Below are 24,777 nucleotides of genomic sequence, written 5' to 3' on the forward strand. Positions count from 1 at the left end.
ATGGACTTCACGCCCACTCCGGAGCAGGCGGCGGCCCGCGAACTGGCCGCGCAGATATTCGGCGATCTGTCCACGCCGGACCGCCTCGCCGCCTGCGGCAGCGGCACGGACGCCGCACTGTGGAAGGCGCTGTGCGCAGCGGGTCTGCCGGGCGCGGTGGAGGAGACGGGTCTGCTCGGACTCGTGCTGATGCTGGAGGAGCAGGGGCGTACGACGGCGCAGGTGCCGTTCGCGGCGACCTGTGTGTACGGCTTGCTGGCGATCGGCGCGCACGGAAGCCCGGAGCAGCGGGCACGGCTGCTGCCGGCGCTGCGGGACGGCGAGGCGGTCGCCACCGGGGCCTTCCCGGCGCGGCGCGGCGGCGTACGGGCCGAGCGCGCCACAGGTGCCACGAGTGCCACGGATGGCGGGGGTGGCACGGGGCGGCTGACCGGCACGGTCCCCGTGGTGCCATGGCTGCGCGAGGCCACCCATGTACTGGTGCCGGACGGGACGACGCGGACGCTGTGGCTCGTACGTACCGACGACACCGGGGTACGGCGCGACCCGGTCGAGACCACCGCCCCATGGTCGGCGGGCCGGCTCACCCTGGACGACGCCCCTGCCGCCTGCCTGGGCCGGGAGACCACCTCCCCGCACCCCCGTACCGCCCGCGCCTACGACGACGTCCTGGCCCTCGCCCGCACCGCCTTCGCCGGACTCCAGACCGGGGTCTGCGCCGGCTCCCTGGCCCGTGCGGTGTCCCACACCACCACCCGCGAGCAGTTCGGCCGCCCGCTCGCCACGAACCAGGGCGTGCAGCTGCGCGCCGCCGACGCCTACATGGACACCGAGGCCATCCGTCTCACCGCCTACGAGGCGGCCTGGCGCCGGGACGCGGGCCTGGACGCCGGGCCGCATGCGCTGACCGCGGCCTGGTGGGCGTCCGAGGCGGGCACCCGCGTGGTGCACACCGGCCAGCATCTGCACGGCGGTATCGGCGCCGACGTGGACCACCCCGTCCACCGGCATTTCCTCTGGGGCAGGCAACTGGCCGGGTACCTGGGCGCGGGAGCCGAAGCCCTGGAGGAATTGGGGGAGTTGCTGATATCGCCCACGGACCGCGAAGACCGGGAGGAGACCGGATGAAGGCCGGTGACGAGCTGCCGACGCTCACCATCCCCATCACCCGCACCCTGATCGTCGCCGGGGCGCTCGCTTCCCGCGACTACCAGGACGTGCACCACGACACCGAGGCGGCCCAGCAGAAGGGCTCTCCGGAGATCTTCATGAACATCCTCACCACCAACGGGCTCGTCGGCCGCTACCTCACCGACCACTTCGGACCGCGCTGCACCCTGCACAAGGTGGCCATCCGCCTCGGCGCCCCCAACTACCCGGGAGACGCCATGGTGTTGAGCGGAACCGTCACCGAGGTGACGGACGGTACGGCGGTGGTGCGGGTCGTCGGAGCGAACGGCCTCGGACACCACGTCACCGGCACGGTGACCGTAGGCCTCCCGGAGGGCACGGCATGAGCGTCCACCGTCCCGATTCCCTCGGCGGCCGGGCCGCCATCGCCGGAATCGGCGCGACCGAGTTCTCCAAGAACTCCGGCCGCAGCGAACTGACGCTCGCCGTCGAGGCGGTACGCGCCGCCCTGGACGACGCTGGGCTGGCCCCCGCGGACGTCGACGGCCTGGTCACCTTCACCATGGACACCAACCCCGAGATCACCGTCGCCCAGGCGGCCGGCATCGGCGAGCTGTCCTTCTTCTCGCGGGTCCACTACGGGGGCGGCGCGGCCTGCGCGACCGTCCAGCAGGCGGCCCTGGCGGTCGCCACCGGCATCGCCGAAGTCGTCGTCTGCTACCGCGCGTTCAACGAGCGCTCCGGCCGCCGCTTCGGCTCCGGCGTACAGCAGCGGGAGCCCACCGCCGAGGGCGCGGCGCTCGGCTGGAACCTCCCGTTCGGCCTGCTCACCCCTGCCTCCTGGGTCGCCATGGCCGCCCAGCGCTACCTGCACACCTACGGGCTGACCCCGGACGCCTTCGGCCCGGTCGCGGTCACCGACCGCCGCCATGCCGCCCGCAACCCGGCCGCGTACTTCTACAACAAGCCCATCACCCTCGCCGACCACGCCGCCTCCCGCTGGATCGTGGAGCCGCTGCGGCTGCTGGACTGCTGCCAGGAGACGGACGGCGCCCAGGCGATCGTGGTGACCTCGCCCGAGCGGGCCCGCGGGCTGCCCCACCCGCCGGCGCTGATCACGGCCGCGGCGCAGGGTGCGGGCCGCGGCCAGGAGCAGATGACCAGCTTCTACCGCGACGACCTGACCGGCCTCCCCGAAATGGACGTGGTCGCCCGCCAGCTCTGGCGCACCGCCGCCCTCACCCCCGCCGATATCGACGTCGCGATCCTCTACGACCACTTCACGCCCTTCGTGCTGATGCAGCTGGAGGAGTTCGGCTTCTGCGCCCCCGGGGAGGCCGCGGACTTCGTCGCCGCGGACACCCTGCCCCTCAACACCCACGGCGGCCAGCTCGGCGAGGCCTATCTGCACGGCATGAACGGCATCGCCGAGGCCGTCCGCCAGCTCCGCGGCACCTCCGTCAACCAGGCCGGCAGCCCCGCACATGTCCTGGTCACGGCCGGGACCGGCGTCCCGACCTCGGGGCTGATCCTCGGCGCGGACGGCTGACCGCGGAGGAGCGCGCCCGCCCGCCGCGGCCGTACACGTACCCACGGGGTACGTGTCCCCACCGGTCACCGGCACTCTGTCCCCACCGGTCACCGGCACTCGCTCCCCAGCGGTCGCCGGCACTCGGTACCGTGATCAATGCCCTAGGGGTAAGCCCTGCCCTGTCCCCCCAGAGGAGGTCGGGCAAGCCCCACCCGTACAACTTGAGGCGGATGGTGCTTCGGCACCTTGGGGCGATCCGCCCGCCCCACCCTCGCTTCTAGCGTGGTCCACATGACCACGCCAGTGTGCACAAGCGCTTCGACCGCCGCTGTGTTCCCGACGTTCTCGTCCTATGTACGGGCCCGGGGGCCGGTCCTGCTGCGCACTGCGCGGTCGCTGTCCGCCAACCCGAACGACGCCGAGGACCTCCTCCAGACCGCGCTGGCCAAGACCTTCGTGGCCTGGGAACGCATCGAGGACCACCGCGCGCTGGACGGCTATGTCCGCCGCGCGCTGATCAACACCCGCACGTCCCAGTGGCGCAAGCGCAAGGTCGACGAGTTCGCCGTCGACGAGCTGCCGGAGCCGGACCCGCTGCCGGCGCCCGACCCGGCCGAACTCCAGGGCCTGCGCGACGCGATGTGGCGCGCGGTGATGCGCCTGCCCGCCCGTCAGCGGGCCATGGTCGTCCTCAGGTATTACGAGGACCTGAGCGAGGCCCAGACCGCCGAGGTCATGGAGGTCTCGATCGGCACGGTCAAGAGCGCCGTCTCCCGCGCCCTGGCCAAACTCCGGGAAGACCCGGAGCTGGCGATGATCTCGGCCTGATCCGTCGCTGTCGGCGAGCACGTCAGAGGAGCACGTCAGGGCGCACGTCAGGGGTGTCTCCGCCAATGCGCCCTATCGGCACTGCCGTGACCACTCATACGCTCTCCGTGGCCGTGGCCGTGGCCGTGGCCGTGGCCGTGCCCGTGGCGCCTGGCGAAAGGGGCAGGAATGGGGCAAATCCGCTGGCCGGCCCGGAATCGAAAGGCATCGGCTGCGCATCTCTCCCGACGGCCGGAGGACACGCCACGAAGTGAGCCTCGCCTGACGGCCTCAGGCCGTGCCCGGCGGGATCAGGCTCGGCCGGGTAGCTGGTCGTGGCGTTCTTACATCTCTCTAATAACCGCGCCACATGGTGGGGTTCATGGTGACCAAACGAATTGCCGTCGGTGTCGGAATGCTCACGACGATAACCTTGGCAGGCGTAGCCGCGACGGCCGCCGCGGGTCCCGCTCCGACGTCCGACAAGGCTTCTGCTTCCGCCTCAGCACTCGGCAACAGGGCAGCGAAGAACTACTTGTACGCATCCATTGGGGATTTCGATACAGAGGTGAAACCGCTGATCGATCGCCCCGATGTCAACGGCGTGCAGCTGGTGGTGCCGTGGAAGGCACTCGAGCAGAAGAAGAATCAGTACGATTTCTCGGAGATCGACCGGGTGCTGAACTATCTGCAGCCCCGCCACAAGAAGCTGTTCATCCAGATCCAGGACCGGTTCTTTGCACCGCCGACCAGGCTCCCGGACTATCTGTTGCGTGAGCCGGAATACAAGGGAGGCGCGGCTCCGACAACGAACGAAAGCGGCCTCGGCCCCGGTGAGCCCGGAGCGGTCGCAGCGCAGTGGAACCCACAGGTGAGGGGCCGTTTCCAGCATCTGCTGAAGGCGCTGGCGCAGCGATTCGACGGGCGCCTCGCCGGGGTGAACCTTCCGGAAACCGCTACCGGAGTGGACACCAAGAAGGACCGTACTGGATACAGTCACGAATCCTACTTCAAGGCAGAACTCGCCAACATGGCCTACGGCAAGAAGGTCTTCACCAAGACGCAGTTCATTCAGTATGTCAACTTCTGGCCGGGTGAATGGAACAACAGCCGCAACTATATGAAGCGCACCTTCGAGTTCGCCAAGTCGCACGGAATCGGCCTGGGCGGACCTGACGTCCTCCCGAACCGCCCGGCACAGATGGAAAACTCGTACCCCTTCTTCAAGAAATACCGCGGCAAGCTCCCCATCGTGGCCATGGCCGTACAGGAGCCCGACTTCGAATACAAGAACCCCACGACGAAGAAGCCGTACACCCGGGAGGAGTTCATCGATTTCGGCACGAACACCCTCGGTGCCGACGTCATGTTCTGGGCCACCAGCGCGCCCTGGCTCCACCAGCCGGCGGCACGATAGAGCCACTCATCCTGCGCGGGCGGGGAGGCGCCTGTCACGTGACGTGACGTGACGTGACGTGACGTGGTGTGGCGTGACGTTACGGATGGTCTGGCGCCCCCTCGGCGGCCGGGGGCCGTCCTCACATGCCCGCGTAGCGCGCCGGCGTCGTGCCCACGTGCCGCGTGAAGTGCCGGTTCAGGTGAGCTTGGTCATGGAATCCCACCGTTGCCGCGACCTCCGCCGGCCGCCTGCCGTCGAGCAGAAGCCCACGGGCCCACTCGATGCGCTTGCCGGTGAGATAGGCGTGCGGCGGCAGGCCGTAGGTCTGCTTGAAGCAGCGGATCAAGTGCGTGGGGTGGGCGTGCAGGACGGCGGCCGCCTCGTGCAGGGACAGACCGGTCGCCAGGCGGGAGTCCAGGAGGTCCCGCAAGACGGCAGCCAGCCGGTGCGCCTCACGGCCTGGCGTACGCGTCGGCCGCAGCGCATCCAGGTGGAAATGCAGCCGCTCCCGGATGAACGCCAACCGGGATTCGGCTTCGAAGACGTCGCCCGCCTGAGCGCTGGCCGCCTGAGCCCTGTCCGCCTGAGCGCTGTCCGCCTGAGCGCTGTCCGCAGGAGAGTCGCCCGCATGCGCGTCGCCCGCGTGGCCGAGGGACATATGCAGCTGGTGGATGCGATGGCGCAGCAGCACATCGCCGAAGACCGGGGCGTCCACCGCCCGGCCGGTCAGGCCCTCGGGGAGGACGGTCGCGTCGAGGTAGAGCACGCGCTTACGGAATCCTGCCGCGGTGACGGTCCTGCCGTCATGGGCGACACCGGGAGGCAGCAGGACGACCGTGCCGGTCCCGGTCACGCCATGCCGGTGGCGGTCACACGCGAAGTCGACCGCCCCGTCATTGAGGATCATCAGGGCCCAGGTGTCATGGGTGTGGGACGGGTACGCGTGCTCGGTGAAGTGCGCGTGGAAGACCTCGGCGATTCCCGCAACGGGCGGTCGCCAAGCGCTGACCCTCGTACGGGGCGGGCCGTCTGCCATGCCAGGAACGTACAAGACCGCCGACGGCCGGGCACGGCAGTCTCATGGCATGACTGACTCTCCCGTACCCGTCAATATCGCCGACAAGCTCTCACAGTTCACTGACCTGTGGTCGCAGAAGAAGATCGCCGACGTCAACGACTACGAGGTCAAACTCGCCAAGCTCAAGGGCGAGTTCGTCTGGCACACGCACGAGGACACCGACGAACTGTTCCTGGTCATCAGCGGCCGGCTCACCCTTCAGCTCAGGGACGGCGATGTGGTGCTCGGCCCCGGCGAGCTGTACGTGGTTCCCCGAGGCGTCGAACACTGCCCGGTGGCGGACGAAGAGACCGCCATCCTGCTCCTCGAACCGACCGGCACGCTCAACACGGGCGACGCGGGAGGGCCCAGGAGCAAGGCGCCAGAGGCCCTCTGACGCGCGTCAGCGCCCGGCGGCGGCGTACGCGACGAAGTCCGCCCAAGCGGCGGGCCGGAGGTGGAGCTGCGGGCCGTGGGGGTTCTTGGAGTCGCGGATGTGGATGGTGTGGGGGGTGGGGGCGACTTCGATGCAGTCATGGCCGTTACTGCTGTCGCTGTAGCTGCTCTTCTGCCAGGCGACTTCGACGCACTCGTTGCCGTTACCTTGGCCGCTGTAGCTGCTCTTGGTCCACTCCAGCTCGGAAGCGTCTCCGGCAGAGGGCTTGAGTGTCATGTCTCTCCCAGCACTTTCTCGATGAAGGCCATCGACTCCCGGGGCGTGAGAGCCTGGGCCCGGATGATGCCATACCGCAGTTCCAGGATCCGGGTCTCTTTCGGGCTGGAGATCAGACGGCTGGTGAACTGGTCATCGGGGCGACCCACTACTGACCCGTCCCCGAACTTCAGGATCTCGATCTCACCGCCCATCCCGGCATGGTCGTCGAGGTTCGTCGGCATCACCTGGACTTCGACGTTCCGCAACTGACCTACCTCCAACAGGTGTTCGAGCTGTTGTCGCAGAACCATTGTGCCTCCAATGGGGCGGCGCAGTGTCACCTCTTCCTGGACGAACATGAGCGCCGGTGCAGGAGTGCGGGCGAAGATCGACTGTCGAGCAATGCGCGCGGTCACCTCGCGTTCCACTTTGTCTGGCGAGTAGGCAGGGCGGCGCATCTCGAACAGTGCGCGTGTGTACTCCTTCGTCTGCAACAGCCCATGCAGGTTGTGATTGCCATACGCGCCCAGCTCGACGACCTCGGCTTCCCACCTCGTCAGGTCGCGAATCCTCTTCGGGTACCGGGCTCGCTCCACATCCTTCTTCATTGCGGCGATCTTGCCGCCCGCGCCTAAGACCTCATCGGCCCTTTCGAGGAACTCCGGGCGTGGGATGCGGCTGCCGCGCTCGATCTTGTAGATGAGGTTCTCCCCGTACCCGACGGCCGCGCCGAACTCTGCCGGGCGTAGCCCGGCGGCCTCCCGCCACAATTTGAGCTGGCGCCCGACCGTCTCCACGGCCGCCTGTGCGTCATCTTCCGGGTCGAGTTCCCAACCCCCGTCTTCCGCACCGTCAACATTCATCCGCTTCCACCTCCTGGACAGCGGGGACGCCCCTGGACAAATCCTGGACATCACCATGCGTACTGGCGTTATCACTATTCAGCGTAAGCACGCACGACCACGCTGAGTGACGTGAATCAGGAAATCGCCGAGCACAAGCTCACGTTCCACGTCCAGCTGTCCGCCACCCGCCGGGGCGCCCGTCTCGCGCGGCTTCTCGCGACTGAGCAACTCCGGTCCTGGGGGCTGCCGTTCGAAGGCCCGGCTCAGGTCATTGCCGAGCTGGCCGCGAACGCCGCGTCGCACGGCCTCGTGCCGGGCCGGGACTTCCGCCTCGCCGTTCTGTCCGACGCGGACACGCTCCGTATCGAAGTGACGGATGCCCGCGGTGACCGGCTCCCGGACCCACAGGGCTCAGGCCTACGGGAATCGGGCCACGGTCTGATCCTGGTCGACGCGCTCGCCGACCGCTGGGGCACCCGACGGGGACCCTTCCCCTGCAAAACGGTCTGGGCGGAATTCGACCTACCGATGTGGGGCCGATGAGGCGGTCGGCCGCCCGTCAACCGGAGGCCGGAAAACCGGGCTTCGGTGTGCCGCGCGCCGGGGTTTCGGCCTGTAAAGGACCCCATAACCCCAGGTACAGAAACCGACCCCACCCAGCCCAACCGGCCCTGGGCGCCCCGCCGCCGTCACTCACTCGGGTGATCCACGACCGGAAGGCTGGCCTCCGCGGCCCCCGCCCATGCACTCTCGGTAACAACAACCCAAACCAACCGCAGACATGCGACGGCCCCCGGCCGGGACTGGCATCCCGATCGAGGGCCTGACCAACGAGGAAGAAGCAAGCTTCCTGATGGCTGAGCAGCAGTTTAATGCGCCTGCGCGCGCCCGGTACGACGTTCACCGATCCCCGTCCGGCGTCCGCAAAGTCACCGAACACCAGGACCCCGGCTACACGATCGTCGGCAATCACCTCACCCAGCACCGATCCCTGTCCGGCCTGGCGATCGGGCTCGCCGCCTACATCCAGTCGTTGCCCGAGGGCGCGCCGGTCGACGTCCGTACGCTCGCGAAGAGGTTCCCGGAGGGGCGGGGCCGGATCGCCGCCGCCTTACGGGAGTTGGAGGCGTACGGCTACCTCGAACGGGTCCGGCGGCGCACCGACGACGGGCGGATGGTCACGGTCACGATCTCGTACAACAACCCGGCGGCCACCCGCGCCCGCCGCGCACGCGAGGACGCCGCGCAGACCAAGCGCCGCACCGCCGCCGAACCGCCGCCCCCTGCCGCTCCGGCCCCGGCCCCGGCCCCATGCCCGGCCCCGGCCCCGGCTCTTGAGCCTCCGCACGGACGAACGGAGCCCGCACCCCCGCCGCACCGACGTCCGCAGCTCGCGCAACTACCGGAACCCGCCACCCGCGACCACCACACCTCGGCCGCCGCCCTCCTGGCCAACCTCCGCCGTGACGATCCCCGCCTCCTGCTCTCCGTACGGGATATCCACCGTCTCACCCCGCCCGTGGCCGCCTGGCTGGAGCGCGGCGCGTCCCCGGACGCCGTACACAGCGCCCTGACCACCGGCCTCCCCCCGACCCTCCGCCACCCGGCAGCACTACTCGCCCACCGGCTCGCAGAGCTCCTGCCGCCACCTCTCCCGGCGGCAACCCCCTCCACCCCCACGGCCCCACCACCCCCGCTCCAGACCTGCGACGGCTGCGAGCGTGCCTTCCGCGCCCCTGTCCCGGGCCGCTGCCGCGACTGCCGTCAGCCGGGACGTCAGAGCAAAGAGCAGAGAGGCATGAAGTTGAGCTGAGCGCTCCGGCCGGCAGGCCGGCGGTTCTTCCTCGACCCAACGCGCTATCGACCAACAGCCGAGTGAACTGCCCACGGTTTAGCGGGAGTTGACAGTACCACCGGCGCGCTTGGCGACATGCCCGCGTCTACGGATAGTTGGACATCGAGTTATCAGTCAGCCGAAACGCCACCATTGACTGTCACGCGAGAGTTTCACAAAATCATCACGCTCAAGATCCGCTAAACGCGGGTTCCGGATACAGCTACCAGCTAGTACTTTCGTTGAGGACCAAGAGGGCGCGGTATCTGACCCATGCCGCCCTGAATGAAAAGTTGAATCGGGGACAATTCGATGAAGAGTATTTCCTCGGGGGCGATCGGTGGGGCCGGAGCGCTGACCGTCGGCCGCCACGTCAGCGAGGACGTGGTCAAGGGCGCCGCGGGCAAGGCCGTCGTTGCCGGGGCCACCGGCTGCCTCTCCTCGCTCTCCTGCGGGCTTAGGGAATTCTGATGGGCAAGATTGTATTTACTGTGCTCTGGGCCGGCGTGGTCATTGCGGTGAACAGCGTGCTGGATGACTTCATCTGGGCTCAGTATCTGTCCACATTCGCGCTGGGCGGAATTTACGCCTTTACTGTCGACAAGGTGCCGGGACCTCGCGGCAAGAGCCCCCAAGAAGGACAGTCTCTGTAACTTTCCCGGCGTCACTCTTCAAGTCCCCCGGCTCACCATCAACCGCCCCACCGCCTGCTCCAATTCGGTGATGCGGTCGGCGAGACGCTTCTTGTCGGAGCCTTTTGCGTCACGCAGGAGGAGTTCCACCTCGGCGAGCTGGCCGGCGATGTCCGCGAGGCGGGAGGCGTCGGAGGCGGGCGCCGCGGGCTGCGGGGGCGGCTCGGGAGGCGGCGGGGCACCGGGGCCTTCCGGGGGAAGGGGAGGGTGCTCGGCCGACACCGAGGGCGACATCGTCGGCGACCCCGCGGGCGAGGCCGGCGGCGACGGCGAAGCCGCATCCGTTCCGGCGGTGATCGTGGCGGTGGTCGCGGCCGTGGGCGTCGTCGTGGGCGTCGTGGTGGCGGGCGACGGCCCCTCGTCCCCAGGGTGGTCTTCCGACGTCAGCAGACGCTTCAACTGCTCCGCCTGGGCGGCCAGTTGACGGTTCTTGCGATGGAGGTCGAGGAAGACGTTCACCTTGGTGCGCAGCAGCCAGGGATCGAAGGGCTTGATGAGGAAGTCGGCGGCGCCGACCGTGTAGCCGCGGTAGGCGTAGTTCGGGTCGACCGAGGCGCCGGTGAGGAGAATGATCGGGACGTCTTTCGTCTGGTCCAGGCCCTTGATGTTGGCGGCGGTCTCGAAACCGTTCATGCCCGGCATCAGCACATCGATGAGAACGACCGCGAACTCCTCGCGCAGCATGGCCTTGAGGGCCTCTTCGCCGGAGCGCGCGCGGACCACTTTCTGGCTGAGGGAGCTCAGTACGGCTTCCAGTGCGACGAGGTTCTCCTCCATGTCGTCGACGATGAGGATGCCGGCTGAGGTGTCCGGTGCGGTCGTCATGACGGCTCCCCCGTCGGTCGCTGGTCGGCCTGGTCTGCACTCTCGCCGTCGTCGGCGCTCCGGGGGCTGTCGGGACTCCCGGCGGTCTCTGCGGTGTCACAGCTCTCCGGGTTGGCGGGGTTCTCCGGGCTCTCCGGGCTGTCGGGATCAGGGGCCGGGGCCATACCGCAGTTCTCCGGGTCCAGCAGGCCGCAGATCACGGTCAGCAGCCGGTCCACGTCCACCGGTTTGGGGATGTAGTCGTTGGCACCGCTCTCGATCGCCTTTTCGCGGTCGCCCGGCATGGCCTTCGCGGTGAGCGCGATGACCGGCAGGTCCGCGAATCTGGGCGCTTGTCGGATCGCCTTGATCATCTCGTAACCATCCATTTCGGGCATCATGATGTCCATCAGCACCAGCGAGACGTCCGGCGTCCGGTCGAGGACCTCCAGGCCCTCGCGGCCGTTCTCGGCGTACTTGACGCGGATGCCGACCCGGCCCAGTACATGCGTGAGCGCGAAGACATTGCGGATGTCGTCGTCGACGATGAGGATGCGGCGGTTGACCAGCACCTCGCCGGGGCGTCCGCTGAGCCAGTCCTTGAGGCGGGTGGTCTCGGGCCAGGTGACATCGCTGCCGTCGGGGGAGTGGGTTCCCAGGTGCGGGGTCTGCTCCTGCTCCGTCTTGGCGGGGAAGACGTCACCGGAGGCTGAGCTCGGCGAGGCCGAGGTGCTCGCGGGGCTGGGCGCGGCCGTGAGCTGTTCGGCCAGGACGGGGCGCGCGGGGCCGGCCTGTGCGGTGATGTCCGCGGGGCGGGTCGCGGCGGTGGGGCTCGGCGCGGGGAAGGGCCCGGTGTAGCGCGCGGGCACATACAGGGTGAAGGTCGAGCCGACGCCCGGCTCGCTCTCGGCGATGATCCGGCCGCCGAGCAGCGAGGCCATGTCGCGGCTGATGGAGAGGCCGAGACCGGTGCCGCCGTATTTGCGGTTGGTGGTGCCGTCGGACTGCTGGAACGCCTCGAAGATGCCGTCGAGTTTCTCCGGTGAGATGCCGATTCCGGTGTCCTTCACGGAGAGCGCGATGACGTCGTCCGCGGTGCGCAGGGACTCCTCCTCGAATTCCGTGCCCGGTACGCGCTGGACGATGAGTTCCACGCTGCCGGAGGAGGTGAACTTCACGGCGTTGGACAGGAGGTTGCGGAGGATCTGCTGGAGGCGCTGTTCGTCGGAGAAGAGCTCCTTGGGGACGTTCTCGCCGACCCTGACGTCGAAGGTCAGGCCGCGGTCGACGGTGAGCGGCTTGAAGGTGGCGCGGACGTAGTCGAGCAGTTTGATCAGCGGCAGGGTCTTGGGGTGGACGTCCATCCGGCCGGCCTCGATCTTCGACAGATCGAGGATGTCGTTGATGAGCTGGAGCAGGTCGGAGCCCGCGCGGTGGATGGTGACGGCGAACTCCACCTCCTGGGAGGAGAGCCGGCCGTCGGGGTTGTCGGCGAGGAGCCGGGAGAGCACCAGCAGGGAGTTCAGCGGGGTGCGCAGCTCATGCGACATGTTCGCCAGGAACTCCGACTTGTACTGGGAGGAGGTGGCGAGCAGGGCCGCCTTCTCCTCCAGCTCGGCATTCGTCAGCTGGAGCTCGTCGGAGCGCTGGCGGAGCTCGGCGGTCAGCCGCTGGGATTCCGAAAGCAGCGATTCCGTACGGGAGTTGGCGATGATGGTGTTGATCGAGACGCCGATGGTGTTCACGAACTGGTCGATGAAGGCGAGGTGGACCTCGCTGAACCGGCTGAAGGAGGCCAGCTCGATCACGCCGAGCACCTGGTCCTCGAAGAGGATCGGGAGGATGACGATGCTGGCCGGGGCCGCGGCACCGAGTCCGGAGCTGATGGTGATGTAGTCGGGCGGTACGGCCTCGACGACGATGCGCTTCTTCTCCATGGCGGCCTGGGTGATCAGGCCCCAGCCGGGGGTGCCCAGGCGCAGCCGCGGCAGGGAGCGGCGGCCCTCGGGCTGGCCGGTGCCGTAACCGGCGATCAGCTCCAGGCCCTCGCCGGGTTCGGCGCCCGCCTCGGCCAGGAAGAACGCGCCGAACTGCGCATTCACCAGCGGGGTCAGCTCGCGCAGGATCAGGTCGGCGACCTCGACCAGGTCGCGGTGGCCCTGCATCAGGCTGGCGATACGGGCGAGGTTGGACTCCAGCCAGTCCTTGGCGCGGGTGGTCTCGCGGAGATTGGCGACCATGAGGTTGATGTTGTTCTTCAGGGCGGCGACCTCACCCTGGGCCTCCACGGAGATGGAGCCCGACATATCGCCCTGGGTGACGGCGCTGGCCACCTCGGCGATCGCGCGGACCTGCGTCGTCAGGTTCAGCGCCAGCTCGTTGACGCTGGTCGTCAGCCGCTTCCAGGTGCCGTAGACGCCCTCGACCCGGGCCTGGCCGCCGAGCTGGCCCTCGCTGCCGACCTCGCGGGCCACCCGGGTCACCTCGGAGGAGAACGAGGACAGGGTGTCGACCATCGTGTTGATCGTCGTCTTCAGTTCCAGGATCTCGCCGCGGGCGTCCACATCGATCTTCTTGGACAGGTCGCCCTTCGCGACGGCGGTCGCGACCTGGGCGATGTTGCGGACCTGGGACGTCAGGTTGTCGGCCATGGAGTTGACGTTGTCGGTGAGGTTCTTCCAGACGCCGGAGACGCCATGGACCTGGGCCCGGCCGCCCAGCCGGCCTTCGGTGCCGACCTCGCGGGCCACCCGGGTGACCTCGTCCGCGAACGCCCGCAGCTGCTGGACCATCGTGTTGACCGTGTCCTTCAGCTCCAGGATCTCGCCCCGTGCGTCCACATCGATCTTCTTGGACAGATCGCCGTTGGCGACGGCCGTGGTGACCTGGGCGATGTTGCGGACCTGCGAGGTCAGGTTCAGCGCCATGAAGTTGACGTTGTCGGTGAGGTCCTTCCAGACCCCGGAGACGTCCCTGACCTGCGCCTGACCGCCCAGGTTTCCTTCGGTGCCGACCTCGCGGGCGACGCGGGTGACCTCGTCGGCGAAGGCGGAGAGCTGGTCGACCATGGTGTTGATCGTGGTCTTCAGCTCCAGGATCTCGCCCTTCGCCTCCACGGTGATCGTCTTGCCGAGGTCGCCCTCCGCGACGGCGGTGGCGACCAGTGCGATGTTGCGGACCTGCGACGTCAGGTTGTCCGCCATGAAGTTGACGCTTTCGGTGAGGTCCCGCCAGACCCCGGAGACGCCCCTGACCTGCGCTCGGCCGCCCAGCCGGCCTTCGGTGCCGACCTCGCGGGCGACGCGGGTGACCTCGTCGGCGAAGGCGGAGAGCTGGTCGACCATGGTGTTGATCGTCGACTTCAGCTCCAGGATCTCGCCCCGTGCGTCCACGGTGATCTTCTGGCTCAGGTCGCCGTTGGCGACGGCCGTGGTGACCTGGGCGATGTTGCGGACCTGCCAGGTCAGGTTGGACGCCATGAAGTTGACGTTGTCGGTGAGGTCCTTCCAGACCCCGGAGACGCCCCTGACCTGCGCGCGGCCGCCCAGCTGGCCCTCCGTGCCGACCTCGCGGGCGACGCGGGTGACCTCGTCGGCGAACGCCCGCAGCTGGTCCACCATCTTGTTGACGGTGAGCTTCAGCTCCAGCAGCTCGCCGGTGGCCTCGACCGTCACCTGCTGGGTCAGGTCGCCGGTGGCCACCGCGGTCGTGACCACGGCGATGTCCCTGACCTGCGCGGTCAGCCGTGACGCCATGGTGTTGACCGCCTCGGTCACATGGAGCCAGTCGCCGGAGAGCCCCTGGACCTTGGCCCGGCCGCCGAGCCGCCCTTCGGTGCCGACCTCACGGGCGACCCGGGTGACCTCGCCGGTGAACAGCGACAGCTGGTCGACCATGCGGTTCACCCCGCTGCCCAGCCGGCGCAGATCGCCGCGGAGCTGGCGGTTGCCGTCGTGCAGATCGACCCGCTGGGTCAGGTCGCCGTCGGCCACCGCGTCCAGCACCCGGGTGGCCTTGGCGAGCGGGACCACCAGCGCTTCGAGGACCGTGTTGGCCGCCTCGATGTTCGTCGTCCAGGTCCCCTGGCCGGGGCTCGCGGTGATCCGCTCGTCCAGCCGGCCCTGCCGGATGATCTCGCTGCGTACGCGCTGGAGCTCGGAGGCCAGATGGGCGTTGCGGGCGACGACCTGGTTGAAGACGCCGGTCATGTCGGCCAGCACGCCATCGGTGGAGGTGCTGTCCTGCGGGATCTCCACGCGTGCGGTGAAATCACCGTCGCGCAGCGCGTTCATCGCCGCGAGCAACGGCCGTAGCTCACCGGTCCGCACCCACTGTCCGTCGTGCCGGGAGCCGCCGGGCTGCGGGGGCTCGGCGGGCTCGGGAGGCTCTGGGGGCGGAGAAGCAGGCTCGGGCCGGGACGGGTCGAGCGCCATGGCACACCATCCCCCCAGTGATCGATGTGGAGAAACCGGTCGGGCAGAGATCCATTTGGGCAGATATGACATAGTATAAAGCGCTTGTAATTAGTTTTTCCCGGCACTTTCAGGGGGCGCAGTGGTACCGCTGTCCTCCCCGTCCGCGACGGAATGCGTGTCCCGGAAAGGCTTGCCCGCGAACCAGCTCGCGGCCGCCGGCGCACGTAAATTCGTGCGCGCGCTGCTCATCGAACGGGCGGGTGCCCCACCCGCCACGGCCGGGCCCGGTGCGGCCGCGATCAGCTCGGAGCTGATCAGCGACGCCGTCCTGCTCACCAGCGAGCTGGTCACCAATGCCGTGATGTACGCCGGTACCGATATCGATGTGACCTGCCGCCTGGAGCACGACCGGCCGCCCGCCGAGGGCGACGGGGAGCGCCGCCCGGCCAAGGTGGGAGTGGTGCTGGAGGTCTCCGACCGCCATCCCGCCCGGCGCGTCCGCGGCGGGGTGGATGCCCGCACCGGAGAGCCGGGGTACGGACTCCAGCTGGTGAGCGCGCTGGCGGAGTCCTGGGGCGTGACCTACCGCCGGGCCGTGAAGACCGTGTGGTTCCGTCTGGAGGCCACCGAGGGGGAGCCCGGACGCATCAGTGCCGTGCCCAGGGCCGAGGCGCGCGCCCCCGAGCCTCCCGTTCGTTCGGCCCACCCCCACCCCGTGGCCCCGCGCGGCCGCCCGCACAGGTTCGCCGCCGAATGGGCCGACCGCGGCGGCCCGTCCTTCCTCGCCGAGACCAGCGAACTGCTGGCCGGGCAGCTCGACCAGGACATGGTCACCGCGCTCGCCGCCCAGCTGCTGGTGCCCCGGCTCGCCGACTGGTGCGCCATCTGGCTGAGCACCGAGGGCGGCGGGGTGCAGCTCTCCCGGGTCTGGCATGTCGACGAGCGGCGGATCACCCCCCTCCGGGCCGAACTGGAACGGGACCCGCCGGCCGACATCGTCAGCACCGCCGGCACCCCCTGGCCCTGGCCGGACTGCGCCGGTGCGGCTCCCTCGGGCGGCTCCGCGCTCGCCTTCCCGCTGATCGCCCGGGACGCCGAGCAGGGCATGCTGCTGCTCGGGCGGGCCGGGCACCTCCAGATGACCGACACCGTGGTGCGGATGGTCGAGGACGTGGCACGCCGGGTCGCGCAGGCCGTGTACACCGCCCGTCAGTACACCCGGCAGACCACGATCAGCCTGGCGCTCCAGCGAAGGCAGCTGCCCGCGACGCTCGCCAGCATCCCCAGCGTCGACACCGCGATCGTCTACGAGCCGCACGGCGAGGGGCAGACCGTCGGCGGCGACTTCTACGACGTCTTTCCGATGGGCGACCGCCGCTGGTGCTTCCTGCTCGGGGACGTACAGGGCAAGGACCCGGAGGCGATGTCCGTGACCGGCCTGGCCCGCCATCTGGTGCGGCTGCTGGCCCGGGAGGGGCATGGCGTCGAGTCGGTGCTCGGCAGGCTGAATCTGGCCATGGCCGAGGAGAGCGCGGAGGCGGTGGAGCTGGGCGGCGAACAGGCCGCCTCCCGCTTCCTGAGCCTGCTGTACGGCGAGCTGGAGGTCGCTCCGGGCGTACCCGGAGCCCGCTGCACGGTCGCCACCGCCGGCCATCCGCCGCCGCTGCACATGTTCGTCGACGGCGCCGTGGAGGCGGCCTCCGACCCCCAGATGCTGCTCGGCATCGACGGGGGCACCGAATTCCACGCCAGCACCTTCCACCTCGCACCGGGCGAGACGCTGCTGTGCGTGACCGACGGGGTCACCGAACGCCGTTGCGGCAACTGGCAGTTGGACGACAACGACGGTCTGATCGAGGTGATGCGGGACGGCATGGGGCTGGGCGCCAAGGCCCTCGCCGAGCACGTACGCCGCGCCGCACACGACTTCGGCACCGGCCCGGTCGAGGACGATCTGTCGGTGCTGGTGCTCCAGGCGGTGACCCCGGCGGCCGAACGGCGCCCGTGAGCGGCCGGCCGGCCCACCGGGGACGGGCGGTCAGCGCCGCGGCGTCACGACCTGCCGCCGTCGGCGTGGGTGAACACCGGCCTCCCGCCGCCGGAGATCACCCCGCCGCCCATACCGCCGACGGGGTCGAACTGCCCGCTGAACAGCGGGCGGCCGAGCGACAGGCCGTCGCCGGAGGACCGCTGGACCTGTGCGGCCTGCGGCGCCGCCTGAGCGACACCGGACGCGAGCACGCTCGCACCGCCCAGGGCGGCAAGGACGAGGCAACGACCGAGGTGGGGGCGCATAGGACGCTCCTTCAGTAGACGAGACCCAGTAGCCGAGTGACTGAGTAGCCGACTAACGGAGTGACCCGGCGCTGAGTAACCCGCTGCTGACTAACCGGGTGACCGCCGGCGTGCCGGCCCCGCCGGATACCGCACAAGTAACGTGCCGTAAGGGCCTTTCCTGCGGGTGAAGGCTGCCGGGGACCTGACGGGTCACGGCCGTCCCCCCCGGCGGCGGCTTCACCGGGGGCCGGACGCGTGACGACACATTCGACTACGGGCTGCAGCGGGGGCCTCGACGGACGGGCGGGCCGGATCGGCCACAGGATCGACCGCAGGATCGACCGAGGGGACGACCACAGGATCGACCGAGGGGACGACCGCAGGATCGACCGAGGGGACGGGTAGGCGCGCGACGGCGCGAGGGGGCTCGTTGTTGGTTGTCGTGCGCCTGGTGCGACCCCGCTGAGGGCCACATTCCGGCATGAGCGGGTAAGAACACACCCCGGAGGGCGTGACATACCGATCGGTATGCGCTGACAATCTCAGCACCACTACCCGCCCGTAACAAAGCGGAGGCACCCGGTGCTCAGCACGATGCAGGACGTACCGCTCACCGTCTCGCGAATCCTGTCCCACGGGGCGACGGTTCACGGCGAGTCTCAGGTCATCACCTGGACCGAGGGAGATCCGCACCGGCGCACCTTCGCCGAGGTGGGCCGCCGGGCCGCACAGCTGGCCCATGCGCTGCGCGAGGAGCTGTCCGTCGCCGACGAGGAACGGGTCGGCACGCTCATGTGGAACAACGCGGAGCACCTGGAGGCCTATCTCGCGATCCCCTCCATGGGGGCGGTGCTGCACACGCTCAATCTGCGGCTGCCCGCCGAGCAGCTGGTGTGGATCATCAACCATGCCGAGGACCGGGTCGTGCTCGCCAACGGCACCCTGCTGCCGCTGCTCGCCCCGTTGCTGCCGCAGTTGCCCAACATCGAACACGTCGTTGTCGTCGGCCCCGGCGACCACTCCCTGGTAACGGGCGGCCGGGCGCGGGTGCACGACTACGAAGAGCTGATCGCCGGGCGACCGGAGAGCTACGCGTGGCCGGAGATCGACGAGCGGGAGGCCGCGGCGCTCTGTTACACCTCGGGAACCACCGGCGACCCCAAGGGCGTGCTCTACAGCCACCGTTCGCTCTATCTGCACTCGATGCAGGTCAACACCGCCGAGGCGTTCGCGCTCACCTCGCGCGACATCACGCTCCCCGTCGTGCCGATGTTCCACGTCAACGCCTGGGGCCTGCCGCACGCCGCCTTCATGGCCGGTGCCTCGCTGCTGATGCCGGACCGCTTCCTCCAGCCCGCGCCGCTCGCCGAGATGATCGAGACCGTACGTCCCACCATCGGCGCCGCCGTGCCCACCATCTGGCAGGGGCTGCTGGCCGATCTGGATGCCAAGCAGCGCGATGTCGCCTGCCTGCGGACCGTCGTCATCGGCGGCTCCGCCTGCCCGCCCGCCCTGATGCGCGGCTTCGAGGAGCGCCACGGCATCCGCGTCGTCCACGCCTGGGGCATGACCGAGACCTCCCCGCTGGGCAGCGTCGCCCACCCGCCGGCCGGAGTCAGCGGCGACGACGAGTGGGCCTACCGCGCCACCCAGGGCCGCTTCCCCGCCTCCGTCGAGGCACGGCTGATCGGCCCCAACGGCGAACAGCTCCCGAGCGACGGCGTGGCCGCGGGCGAGCTGGAGGTCCGCGGGCCGTGGATCGCCGGTGCCTACTACGGCGGCGCACAGGGCGAACCGCTGCGCCCCGAGGACAAGTTCAGCCCCGACGGGTGGCTGCGCACCGGCGATGTCGGCACCATCACCCCGAACGGCTATCTGACGCTGACCGACCGCGCCAAGGACGTCATCAAGTCCGGCGGCGAATGGATCTCCTCGGTCGAGCTGGAGAACCACCTGATGGCCCACCCGCATGTCGCGGAGGCCGCGGTGGTCGCCGTACCCGACGACAAGTGGGGCGAGCGGCCACTGGCGACGGTGGTGCTCACCCAGGGCGCGACCATCGGGTACGAGGAGCTGCAGGCGTTCCTCGGCGAGCGGATCGCGCGCTGGCAGCTGCCGGAGCGGTGGGCCGTGATTCCGGCGGTGCCCAAGACGAGCGTGGGGAAGTTCGACAAGAAGGTGCTGCGCCGGCAGTACGCCGAGGGCGAGTTGGACGTGACGTTGCTGGCGTGAGCCGACGGCCGGGCGTCCGCGGGCCGGGCGCCCGGCCGGCCAGCTGTCTGTGTGTACGGGGCCGGTCAGCTGCCTGTGCGTACGGGGCCGGTCAGCTGCCTGTGCGTACGGGGCCGGTCGGTGTGTTTACGGGGCTCGGTGGTGCGTGTACGGGGCGCGGGCGGTGCGTGTACGGGGCCGGAGCGGCCCGTAGGGGTCGCTTCGGCAGACCCCTGCCGACCTTGCCGACCCTGCTGATCCCCGCCGACCGTTACCGGCCCCCGCGGACCCCGCCGACCGTTACCGGCCCCCGCGGACCCCGCCGACCGTTACCGGCCCCCGCAGCCCGTGACCGGCCCATGCAGCGGTGACCGGCCCTCGCAGCCGCCCGTGGTCAGTTCGCCCCGCCCGTGATCGCTTCCTGCCGCCCCCCGGTCACTTCGTGCCGGCCGGGGCCGGCACCTGCCAGGTTGGTCAGTTCGTCCCGATCTTGGCGAGCAGGTCGACGATCCGGGCCTGTACCTCGGCGCTCGTGGAGCGCTCCGCGAGGAAGAGCACCGTCTCGCCGGCGGCCAGCCGCGGCAGCTGCGCCGGGTCCATGTCGGCGGAGGTGTAGACGACCAGCGGCGTGTGGTCGAGCAGACCGTTGGCGCGCAGCCAGTCGACGATCCCGGCCCGTCGGCGGCGTACCTGCATCAGGTCCATCACGACCAGATTCGGCCGCATCTGCGTCGCGAGGTTGACCGCGTCGGTGTCCCCGCCGGCCCGTGCGACCTGCATCCCGCGCCGCTCCAACGACATGGTGAGGGCGCCCGCGATGTCGTCGTTCTGCTCGATCAGCAGCACCCGCGGCGGATGGACGTCACTGTCGCGCGGGGCCAGCGCCTTGAGGAGAACGGCCGGGTCGGCGCCGTACGCGGCCTCCCGGGTGGCCTGCCCCAGCCCGGCGGTCACCAGGACCGGGACCTCGGCCGCTCCCGCCGCCTGGCGCAACGACTGGAGCGCGGTGCGGGTGATCGGCCCGGTCAGCGGGTCGACGAAGAGCGCCGCCGGGTACGCGGCGATCTGGGCGTCCACCTCCTCGCGGGAGTTGACGATCACCGGGCGGTAGCCGCGGTCGCTGAGCGCCTGCTGGGTGGCGACATCCGGCGCCGGCCAGACCAGCAGCCGACGCGGATTGTCCAGCGGCTCCGGCGGCAACTCGTCGTCCATCGGCATCGGCTGACGATCCATCACCTCTATGGCGCCGTTCGGACCGTCCAGCGGTTCGGGCCCCTCGCTGCCCTCGTCGGGCGCGGAGATGGCAAAGGCCCGGCCCTCGCCGGCATCCATCAGACGCGGCTGCGGCTGGGACTGCGCCGGGGGCTGGGCAGGGGCCTGGTTCGGGGCCGGTGGCCTGGGCTGCTGCTGAGGCTGCTGTGCCCCGGGGTGCGGACGTGCCTCCGGGGGCAGGGACTCGGCGGCCGTCGTGCGCTCGCCCTCCTGCGGTGGCGCGGCGAGCTTACGGCGGCGGCCCGAACCGGCGGACGTACCGCCGGGCGGGGTGCTGCCGGGCGGGGTGCTGCCGGGCGGCACCGGCGGGCGCTGCTGGTCGGCGATCTGCTGGGCGAACGGCACGCCCTGCCCCAGCGTCCGCACGCTGAACGCCCGCCCGTGGGAGTGCCCCGCGGCGTGCGCCTCGTCCTCGGCGGCGGGCGGCAGCGGCTGACGGTGCGGGCCGGTGGCGGGCCCGCCGTGCGGGGGCACGGGCGGCCGGCCCGCCGCCTCCTCGGCCGGGCTGGGACGGCCGCGCCGACGGCCGGTGGGGGCGGGAGCGTTGGGCTCCTGGGGGTCTTGGGGCGCGACCGGCGCATGGGGTGGCTGGGGCGCGTTGGGTGCCTGGGACGCAGCACCGGCGTCCGGCGCCGGGGCGATCCCGGGCGCCGTGCCGGTGGCCGTACCCGTGGCCTCGGCCGGTTCGGTGGGCTGCGCCACCAGCCCCTCCGGGCCCGCCACGAACGTGCCGGACGACTCGGAATCGGCCATCGCGGCCGCCGCACGCTCCTCGGCCGCGGCCCGTCTGGCCCGCCGTCTGCCGGTCGGCTCGCCGGCCCACTCTCCTTGCGCACCAGCGGAGTGGGCGGCCGCTTCCAGCTCGTATCCCGGCTGTCCGCCGGCCATCGCCCCCTCCGGGCCGCCGGCCACCGGCCGACGCGCCCGACGGCGTCCCGTGCCGCCGCCGTCCTGCGGCCCGGTCGCCTGCGCGGGCACCTGGTCGGCGGGCGCGGGCACCGACGACTGCGGGGTCCGGTCCGCCGCGGCGGGCGGCAGCGCAAAGGCGGTACGCGCACCGCCCTGCTGCTGCGTCCCGGAGGCGGCCGCGGATGCCCGGCCCCGCTCACCCTGCGCGGTCCGCTCGGGCGCCTCGGCCAGCGCCCGGCGCGCCCGCCGGCCGCTCGGCTGTACGGGGCCGAGGCCCTGGGGCCCGACCGGGGCCTGTGCCTGACCGGGAACGTGCGGCTGTCCCGGGGCCGGGGCCTGTGCCTGACCGGGAACGTGCGGCTGTCCCGGGGCGGGGGCCTGTCCCGGAATCTGCGGACGGGCAGGAACCGGAGCCGACCCGGACGCGCCCGCGGCTGTGGGCACGGAGACCGGCGCCGCGGCCGGCGCCTGCGTACCGCCCGGAGGCGTCGCCGCGGGGCCCTGCGGCCCGTCGGCGGCCTGGCCGTGGCCCTGCGCGCCCGCCGCGGGCCCGTTACCTGGCTGCTGCCCCGACGGGTGACTCGGTCCAGGAGGGAGCGCGGGCAGCCCGCCCCCCTCCTGTGCGCCCTGCCGGGCCCGGCGCCGGCCGGACGGCGGTACGGACTCGGCCCCCGCCATGCCCGGCGGCAGCCCCGCACCGTCCGCGGCCGGCCGCCCGCCCTGTGTGCCCCGCGCCGCGTCACCGTGCTGCGGATGCGCCCCCCGGCCGCCCTCGGCCGCCCCGGGACCCGTTTCACCCTGCGGCCCGTCGCCCACGGCACCGTGCGGAGCGCCGGACTCCGGCCCCGCGCCCGCTGCCGTGGCCGGCCTGCCCGGGTGCGCGCCCTGCTCGGCGCCCGAATGCCGCGCACGCCGACGGCCGGTCGGCTGCGCCCCGCCCGCCTGGGCCGGCACCGCCACACCGTGCTCCGCACCACCGCCACCGAGCGGCTGACCGGATCCGCCGGAACCGCCGGGACCGCCGGGACCGCCGGGACCGCCGGGACCGCCGGGACCGCCGGGACCGCCGGAACCGCCGGGACCGCCCGGCCCACCGTCACCGCCGGGGTGGCCGTCGTCGCCCTCGTGACCCTCGCCCTCCGGCCCCTGGTCACCGTTGCCCGTGTCCGCTGCGTCCGCCGTGCCCGCCGTGTCCGCGGCGTCGCCCCGGGTGCCCCGCGCGTGGGCGGCCGGTACCGGCATCACCGTCGTCTCGTTGCCGGTCGGCCCGTCCATCCGGTCCGCGCCGGGGCTCGCGCCGTCCACCGTCGTGCCGTCCGCCGCCACCGGCAGCTCCAGCACATACGAGCTGCCGCCCGCGCCGGGCCCGCCGCCGGGCACCTCATGCGTCTGCATCAGCCCGCCGTGCTGCCGCACGATCCCGCGGACGATCGGCTCATGGACCGGGTCGCCGCCACCGTACGGACCGCGCACCTCGATCCGTACGACATCCCCGCGCTTGGCCGCCGCCACCACGATCGTCGAATCACCCGGGATCGGCCCCGAACGCCCGCCCGCGGCAGCCTCACCGGCAGACATCCGGCCCGTCGAGTCCACCCCCGCGACATCCGCGATCAGATGGGACAGCGCCTGGGCGATCCGCTCCGCGTCGACCGTCGCCTCTATCGGCGGCGCATGCACCGCGAACTGCGCCCGGCCGGGACCGATCAGCTCGATCGCGCCCTCCACACCGGCCGCGACCACCCCGTCCAGCGAAACCTTCGTGCGGTTGAGCTTCTCCTTGCCGGAGTCCAGCCGCTGATAGCTCAGGACGTTGTCCACCAGCGTCGTCATCCGGGCGTGGCCGGCCGCGAGGTGGTGGAGGATCTGGTTCGCCTCGGGCCACAGCTGCCCGGCCGGGTCGGAGGCGAGCGTGCCCAGCTCGCCCTTCAGCTCCTCCAGCGGCCCGCGCAACGCCTGGTCGAGCACCGCCAGCAGCTGGGTGTGCCGGGCCGCCAGCGCGTCGAAGGCACGGCGGTCGGTGAAGGTCATCACCGCGCCGACGAGCTGATCGCCGTCCCGCACCGGCGCCGTCGTCAGGTCGACGGACACCGCCCGCCCGTCCTTCGCCCACAGCGCCTGCCCGCGCACCCGGTGCTTGCGCCCGGACTTGAGCGTGTCGGCCAGCGGGGTGTCCTCCCACGGCAGCGGCGAGCCGTCCGCCCGTGAGTGGTGGATCAGCGGATGCAGCTCCTTGCCGCCCAGCTCGCTCGCCCGGAACCCCAGGATCTGCGCCGCGGACGGATTGACGAGCACGACCTTGCCCTCGGCATCGACCCCGACCACACCCTCGGCCGCGGCCCGCAGAATCATCTCGGTCTGCCGCTGCTGGCGGGCCAGCTCGGTCTCGGTGTCCAGCGTCCCGGTCAGATCACGGACGACGAGCATCAGCAGCTCATTGCCCGTATAGCCGTTGCGGTGATCGGCGTACGCGGCCTCGAAGGCGGACTCGTACGGGGTGCGGCCGTCCTCCAGATTGGCGCTGGTCACCTCGACCAGCAGCTCGGTCCCGTCCGTACGCCGCGCGACCATACGGGTCGGCTTCGTCCGGCCGCCCTCGACGTCCTCGTCCCGGCGCCGCATGGAGCCCGGGATGCGCTTGGAGTCGAAGGAGGGCAGCAGATCGAGCAGCCCGCGCCCCACCAGGGCCGTGCCCGGCGCCTCGAACGTCTCCAGCGCGATGGAGTTGGCGTTGACGACCGTGCCGTTGCAGTTGACGAGCAACAGCGCGTCGGGGAGGGCGTCGAGTATGGCTGCGAGGCGAGCAGCGCCTCGGGATGGCCTGCTGCTCACGACGACGCTTCCTCCCTGTTACCGCACCTTGCCGACCCACCGTGGCGGATCGCTGGAATGGAGTCTACGGGCACTTGCCCCTGGCGCGGAGGCGGATGACGAGGAG

The 24,777-nt window shown here is 70.9% G+C and carries 19 protein-coding genes; 12 read left to right on the plus strand and 7 right to left on the minus strand.

Annotated features, from left to right (window positions below):
• The 5 genes from K7C20_RS19715 to K7C20_RS19735 all read left to right on the plus strand — a co-directional run bounded on the left by K7C20_RS19715 (window position 1) and on the right by K7C20_RS19735 (window position 4,886).
• Window positions 1–1,128, plus strand: coding sequence for an acyl-CoA dehydrogenase family protein (locus K7C20_RS19715; RefSeq protein WP_053208730.1), 1,128 nt, complete (start codon window positions 1–3; stop codon window positions 1,126–1,128).
• Window positions 1,125–1,517 carry a MaoC family dehydratase gene (locus K7C20_RS19720; RefSeq protein ID WP_030088095.1) on the plus strand — a complete coding sequence of 131 codons (393 nt, stop codon included), beginning with the start codon at window positions 1,125–1,127 and terminating at the stop codon, window positions 1,515–1,517. Before K7C20_RS19715 ends, K7C20_RS19720 begins: the two co-directional genes overlap by 4 nt.
• Window positions 1,514–2,680 carry a lipid-transfer protein gene (locus K7C20_RS19725; protein ID WP_053208729.1) on the plus strand — a complete coding sequence of 389 codons (1,167 nt, stop codon included), beginning with the start codon at window positions 1,514–1,516 and terminating at the stop codon, window positions 2,678–2,680. Before K7C20_RS19720 ends, K7C20_RS19725 begins: the two co-directional genes overlap by 4 nt.
• A gap of 273 nt (window positions 2,681–2,953) precedes the next feature.
• Complete coding sequence (locus K7C20_RS19730; RefSeq protein WP_030088092.1) at window positions 2,954–3,490, plus strand: SigE family RNA polymerase sigma factor; 537 nt, start codon at window positions 2,954–2,956, stop codon at window positions 3,488–3,490.
• A gap of 361 nt (window positions 3,491–3,851) precedes the next feature.
• Window positions 3,852–4,886, plus strand: coding sequence for a hypothetical protein (locus tag K7C20_RS19735; protein WP_053208728.1), 1,035 nt, complete (start codon window positions 3,852–3,854; stop codon window positions 4,884–4,886).
• 121 nt (window positions 4,887–5,007) lie between these two features.
• Here K7C20_RS19735 and K7C20_RS19740 read toward each other — a convergent pair whose 3' ends face one another.
• A complete protein-coding gene (locus K7C20_RS19740; RefSeq protein ID WP_030088088.1) occupies window positions 5,008–5,904 on the minus strand; it encodes a helix-turn-helix domain-containing protein in 897 nt (298 codons plus the stop codon).
• Between the two features lie 49 nt (window positions 5,905–5,953).
• On the opposite strand from K7C20_RS19740, the gene K7C20_RS19745 reads away from it, so the two are divergent.
• A complete protein-coding gene (locus K7C20_RS19745; RefSeq protein WP_030088086.1) occupies window positions 5,954–6,322 on the plus strand; it encodes a cupin domain-containing protein in 369 nt (122 codons plus the stop codon).
• Window positions 6,323–6,328: 6 nt separating this feature from the next.
• Here the strand turns inward: K7C20_RS19745 and K7C20_RS19750 are convergent, their stop codons facing one another.
• Window positions 6,329–6,598: a DUF397 domain-containing protein gene (locus tag K7C20_RS19750; protein WP_030088084.1), complete on the minus strand. Its 270-nt coding sequence runs from the start codon at window positions 6,596–6,598 to the stop codon at window positions 6,329–6,331.
• A complete protein-coding gene (locus tag K7C20_RS19755; protein ID WP_030088082.1) occupies window positions 6,595–7,443 on the minus strand; it encodes a helix-turn-helix domain-containing protein in 849 nt (282 codons plus the stop codon). The genes K7C20_RS19750 and K7C20_RS19755 overlap by 4 nt, the downstream gene beginning before the upstream one ends.
• A 111-nt stretch (window positions 7,444–7,554) precedes the next feature.
• Between K7C20_RS19755 and K7C20_RS19760 the strand changes: the two genes are divergently transcribed.
• The 4 genes from K7C20_RS19760 to K7C20_RS19775 all read left to right on the plus strand — a co-directional run bounded on the left by K7C20_RS19760 (window position 7,555) and on the right by K7C20_RS19775 (window position 9,912).
• Entirely contained in the window at window positions 7,555–7,968 is a 414-nt protein-coding gene (locus K7C20_RS19760) for an ATP-binding protein (protein ID WP_030088080.1), read from the plus strand.
• A gap of 310 nt (window positions 7,969–8,278) precedes the next feature.
• Window positions 8,279–9,238 carry a helix-turn-helix domain-containing protein gene (locus tag K7C20_RS19765; protein WP_222892634.1) on the plus strand — a complete coding sequence of 320 codons (960 nt, stop codon included), beginning with the start codon at window positions 8,279–8,281 and terminating at the stop codon, window positions 9,236–9,238.
• Between the two features lie 333 nt (window positions 9,239–9,571).
• Entirely contained in the window at window positions 9,572–9,730 is a 159-nt protein-coding gene (locus K7C20_RS19770) for a hypothetical protein (RefSeq protein WP_160328694.1), read from the plus strand.
• Window positions 9,730–9,912 carry a hypothetical protein gene (locus K7C20_RS19775; protein WP_030088664.1) on the plus strand — a complete coding sequence of 61 codons (183 nt, stop codon included), beginning with the start codon at window positions 9,730–9,732 and terminating at the stop codon, window positions 9,910–9,912. The genes K7C20_RS19770 and K7C20_RS19775 overlap by 1 nt, the downstream gene beginning before the upstream one ends.
• Window positions 9,913–9,930: 18 nt before the next feature.
• Here the strand turns inward: K7C20_RS19775 and K7C20_RS19780 are convergent, their stop codons facing one another.
• Together K7C20_RS19780 and K7C20_RS19785 are read right to left on the minus strand one after the other, a co-directional pair.
• Window positions 9,931–10,776 (minus strand): response regulator, encoded by an 846-nt coding sequence (locus tag K7C20_RS19780; protein WP_053208593.1) that lies wholly within the window; start codon window positions 10,774–10,776, stop codon window positions 9,931–9,933.
• Window positions 10,773–15,188, minus strand: a complete 4,416-nt coding sequence (locus K7C20_RS19785) for a HAMP domain-containing protein (RefSeq protein ID WP_245170959.1) — start codon at window positions 15,186–15,188, stop codon at window positions 10,773–10,775. The genes K7C20_RS19780 and K7C20_RS19785 overlap by 4 nt, the downstream gene beginning before the upstream one ends.
• A 172-nt stretch (window positions 15,189–15,360) precedes the next feature.
• Between K7C20_RS19785 and K7C20_RS19790 the strand changes: the two genes are divergently transcribed.
• The gene (locus tag K7C20_RS19790) at window positions 15,361–17,178 is read left to right on the plus strand and encodes a SpoIIE family protein phosphatase (RefSeq protein ID WP_245170958.1); all 1,818 of its coding nucleotides are present in this window, start codon (window positions 15,361–15,363) and stop codon (window positions 17,176–17,178) included.
• A 44-nt stretch (window positions 17,179–17,222) separates the two neighbouring features.
• Here K7C20_RS19790 and K7C20_RS19795 read toward each other — a convergent pair whose 3' ends face one another.
• Entirely contained in the window at window positions 17,223–17,465 is a 243-nt protein-coding gene (locus tag K7C20_RS19795) for a hypothetical protein (protein ID WP_030088677.1), read from the minus strand.
• Window positions 17,466–18,029: 564 nt separating this feature from the next.
• Between K7C20_RS19795 and K7C20_RS19800 the strand changes: the two genes are divergently transcribed.
• Window positions 18,030–19,679, plus strand: a complete 1,650-nt coding sequence (locus tag K7C20_RS19800) for a long-chain fatty acid--CoA ligase (protein WP_053208591.1) — start codon at window positions 18,030–18,032, stop codon at window positions 19,677–19,679.
• A 453-nt stretch (window positions 19,680–20,132) separates the two neighbouring features.
• Here the strand turns inward: K7C20_RS19800 and K7C20_RS19805 are convergent, their stop codons facing one another.
• Window positions 20,133–24,671: a PAS domain-containing protein gene (locus K7C20_RS19805; RefSeq protein WP_078952862.1), complete on the minus strand. Its 4,539-nt coding sequence runs from the start codon at window positions 24,669–24,671 to the stop codon at window positions 20,133–20,135.
• Window positions 24,672–24,777 lie beyond the last annotated feature (106 nt).

This window comes from Streptomyces decoyicus, from assembly GCF_019880305.1.
In the GTDB taxonomy this organism is placed as follows: Bacteria; Actinomycetota; Actinomycetes; order Streptomycetales; family Streptomycetaceae; genus Streptomyces; species Streptomyces decoyicus.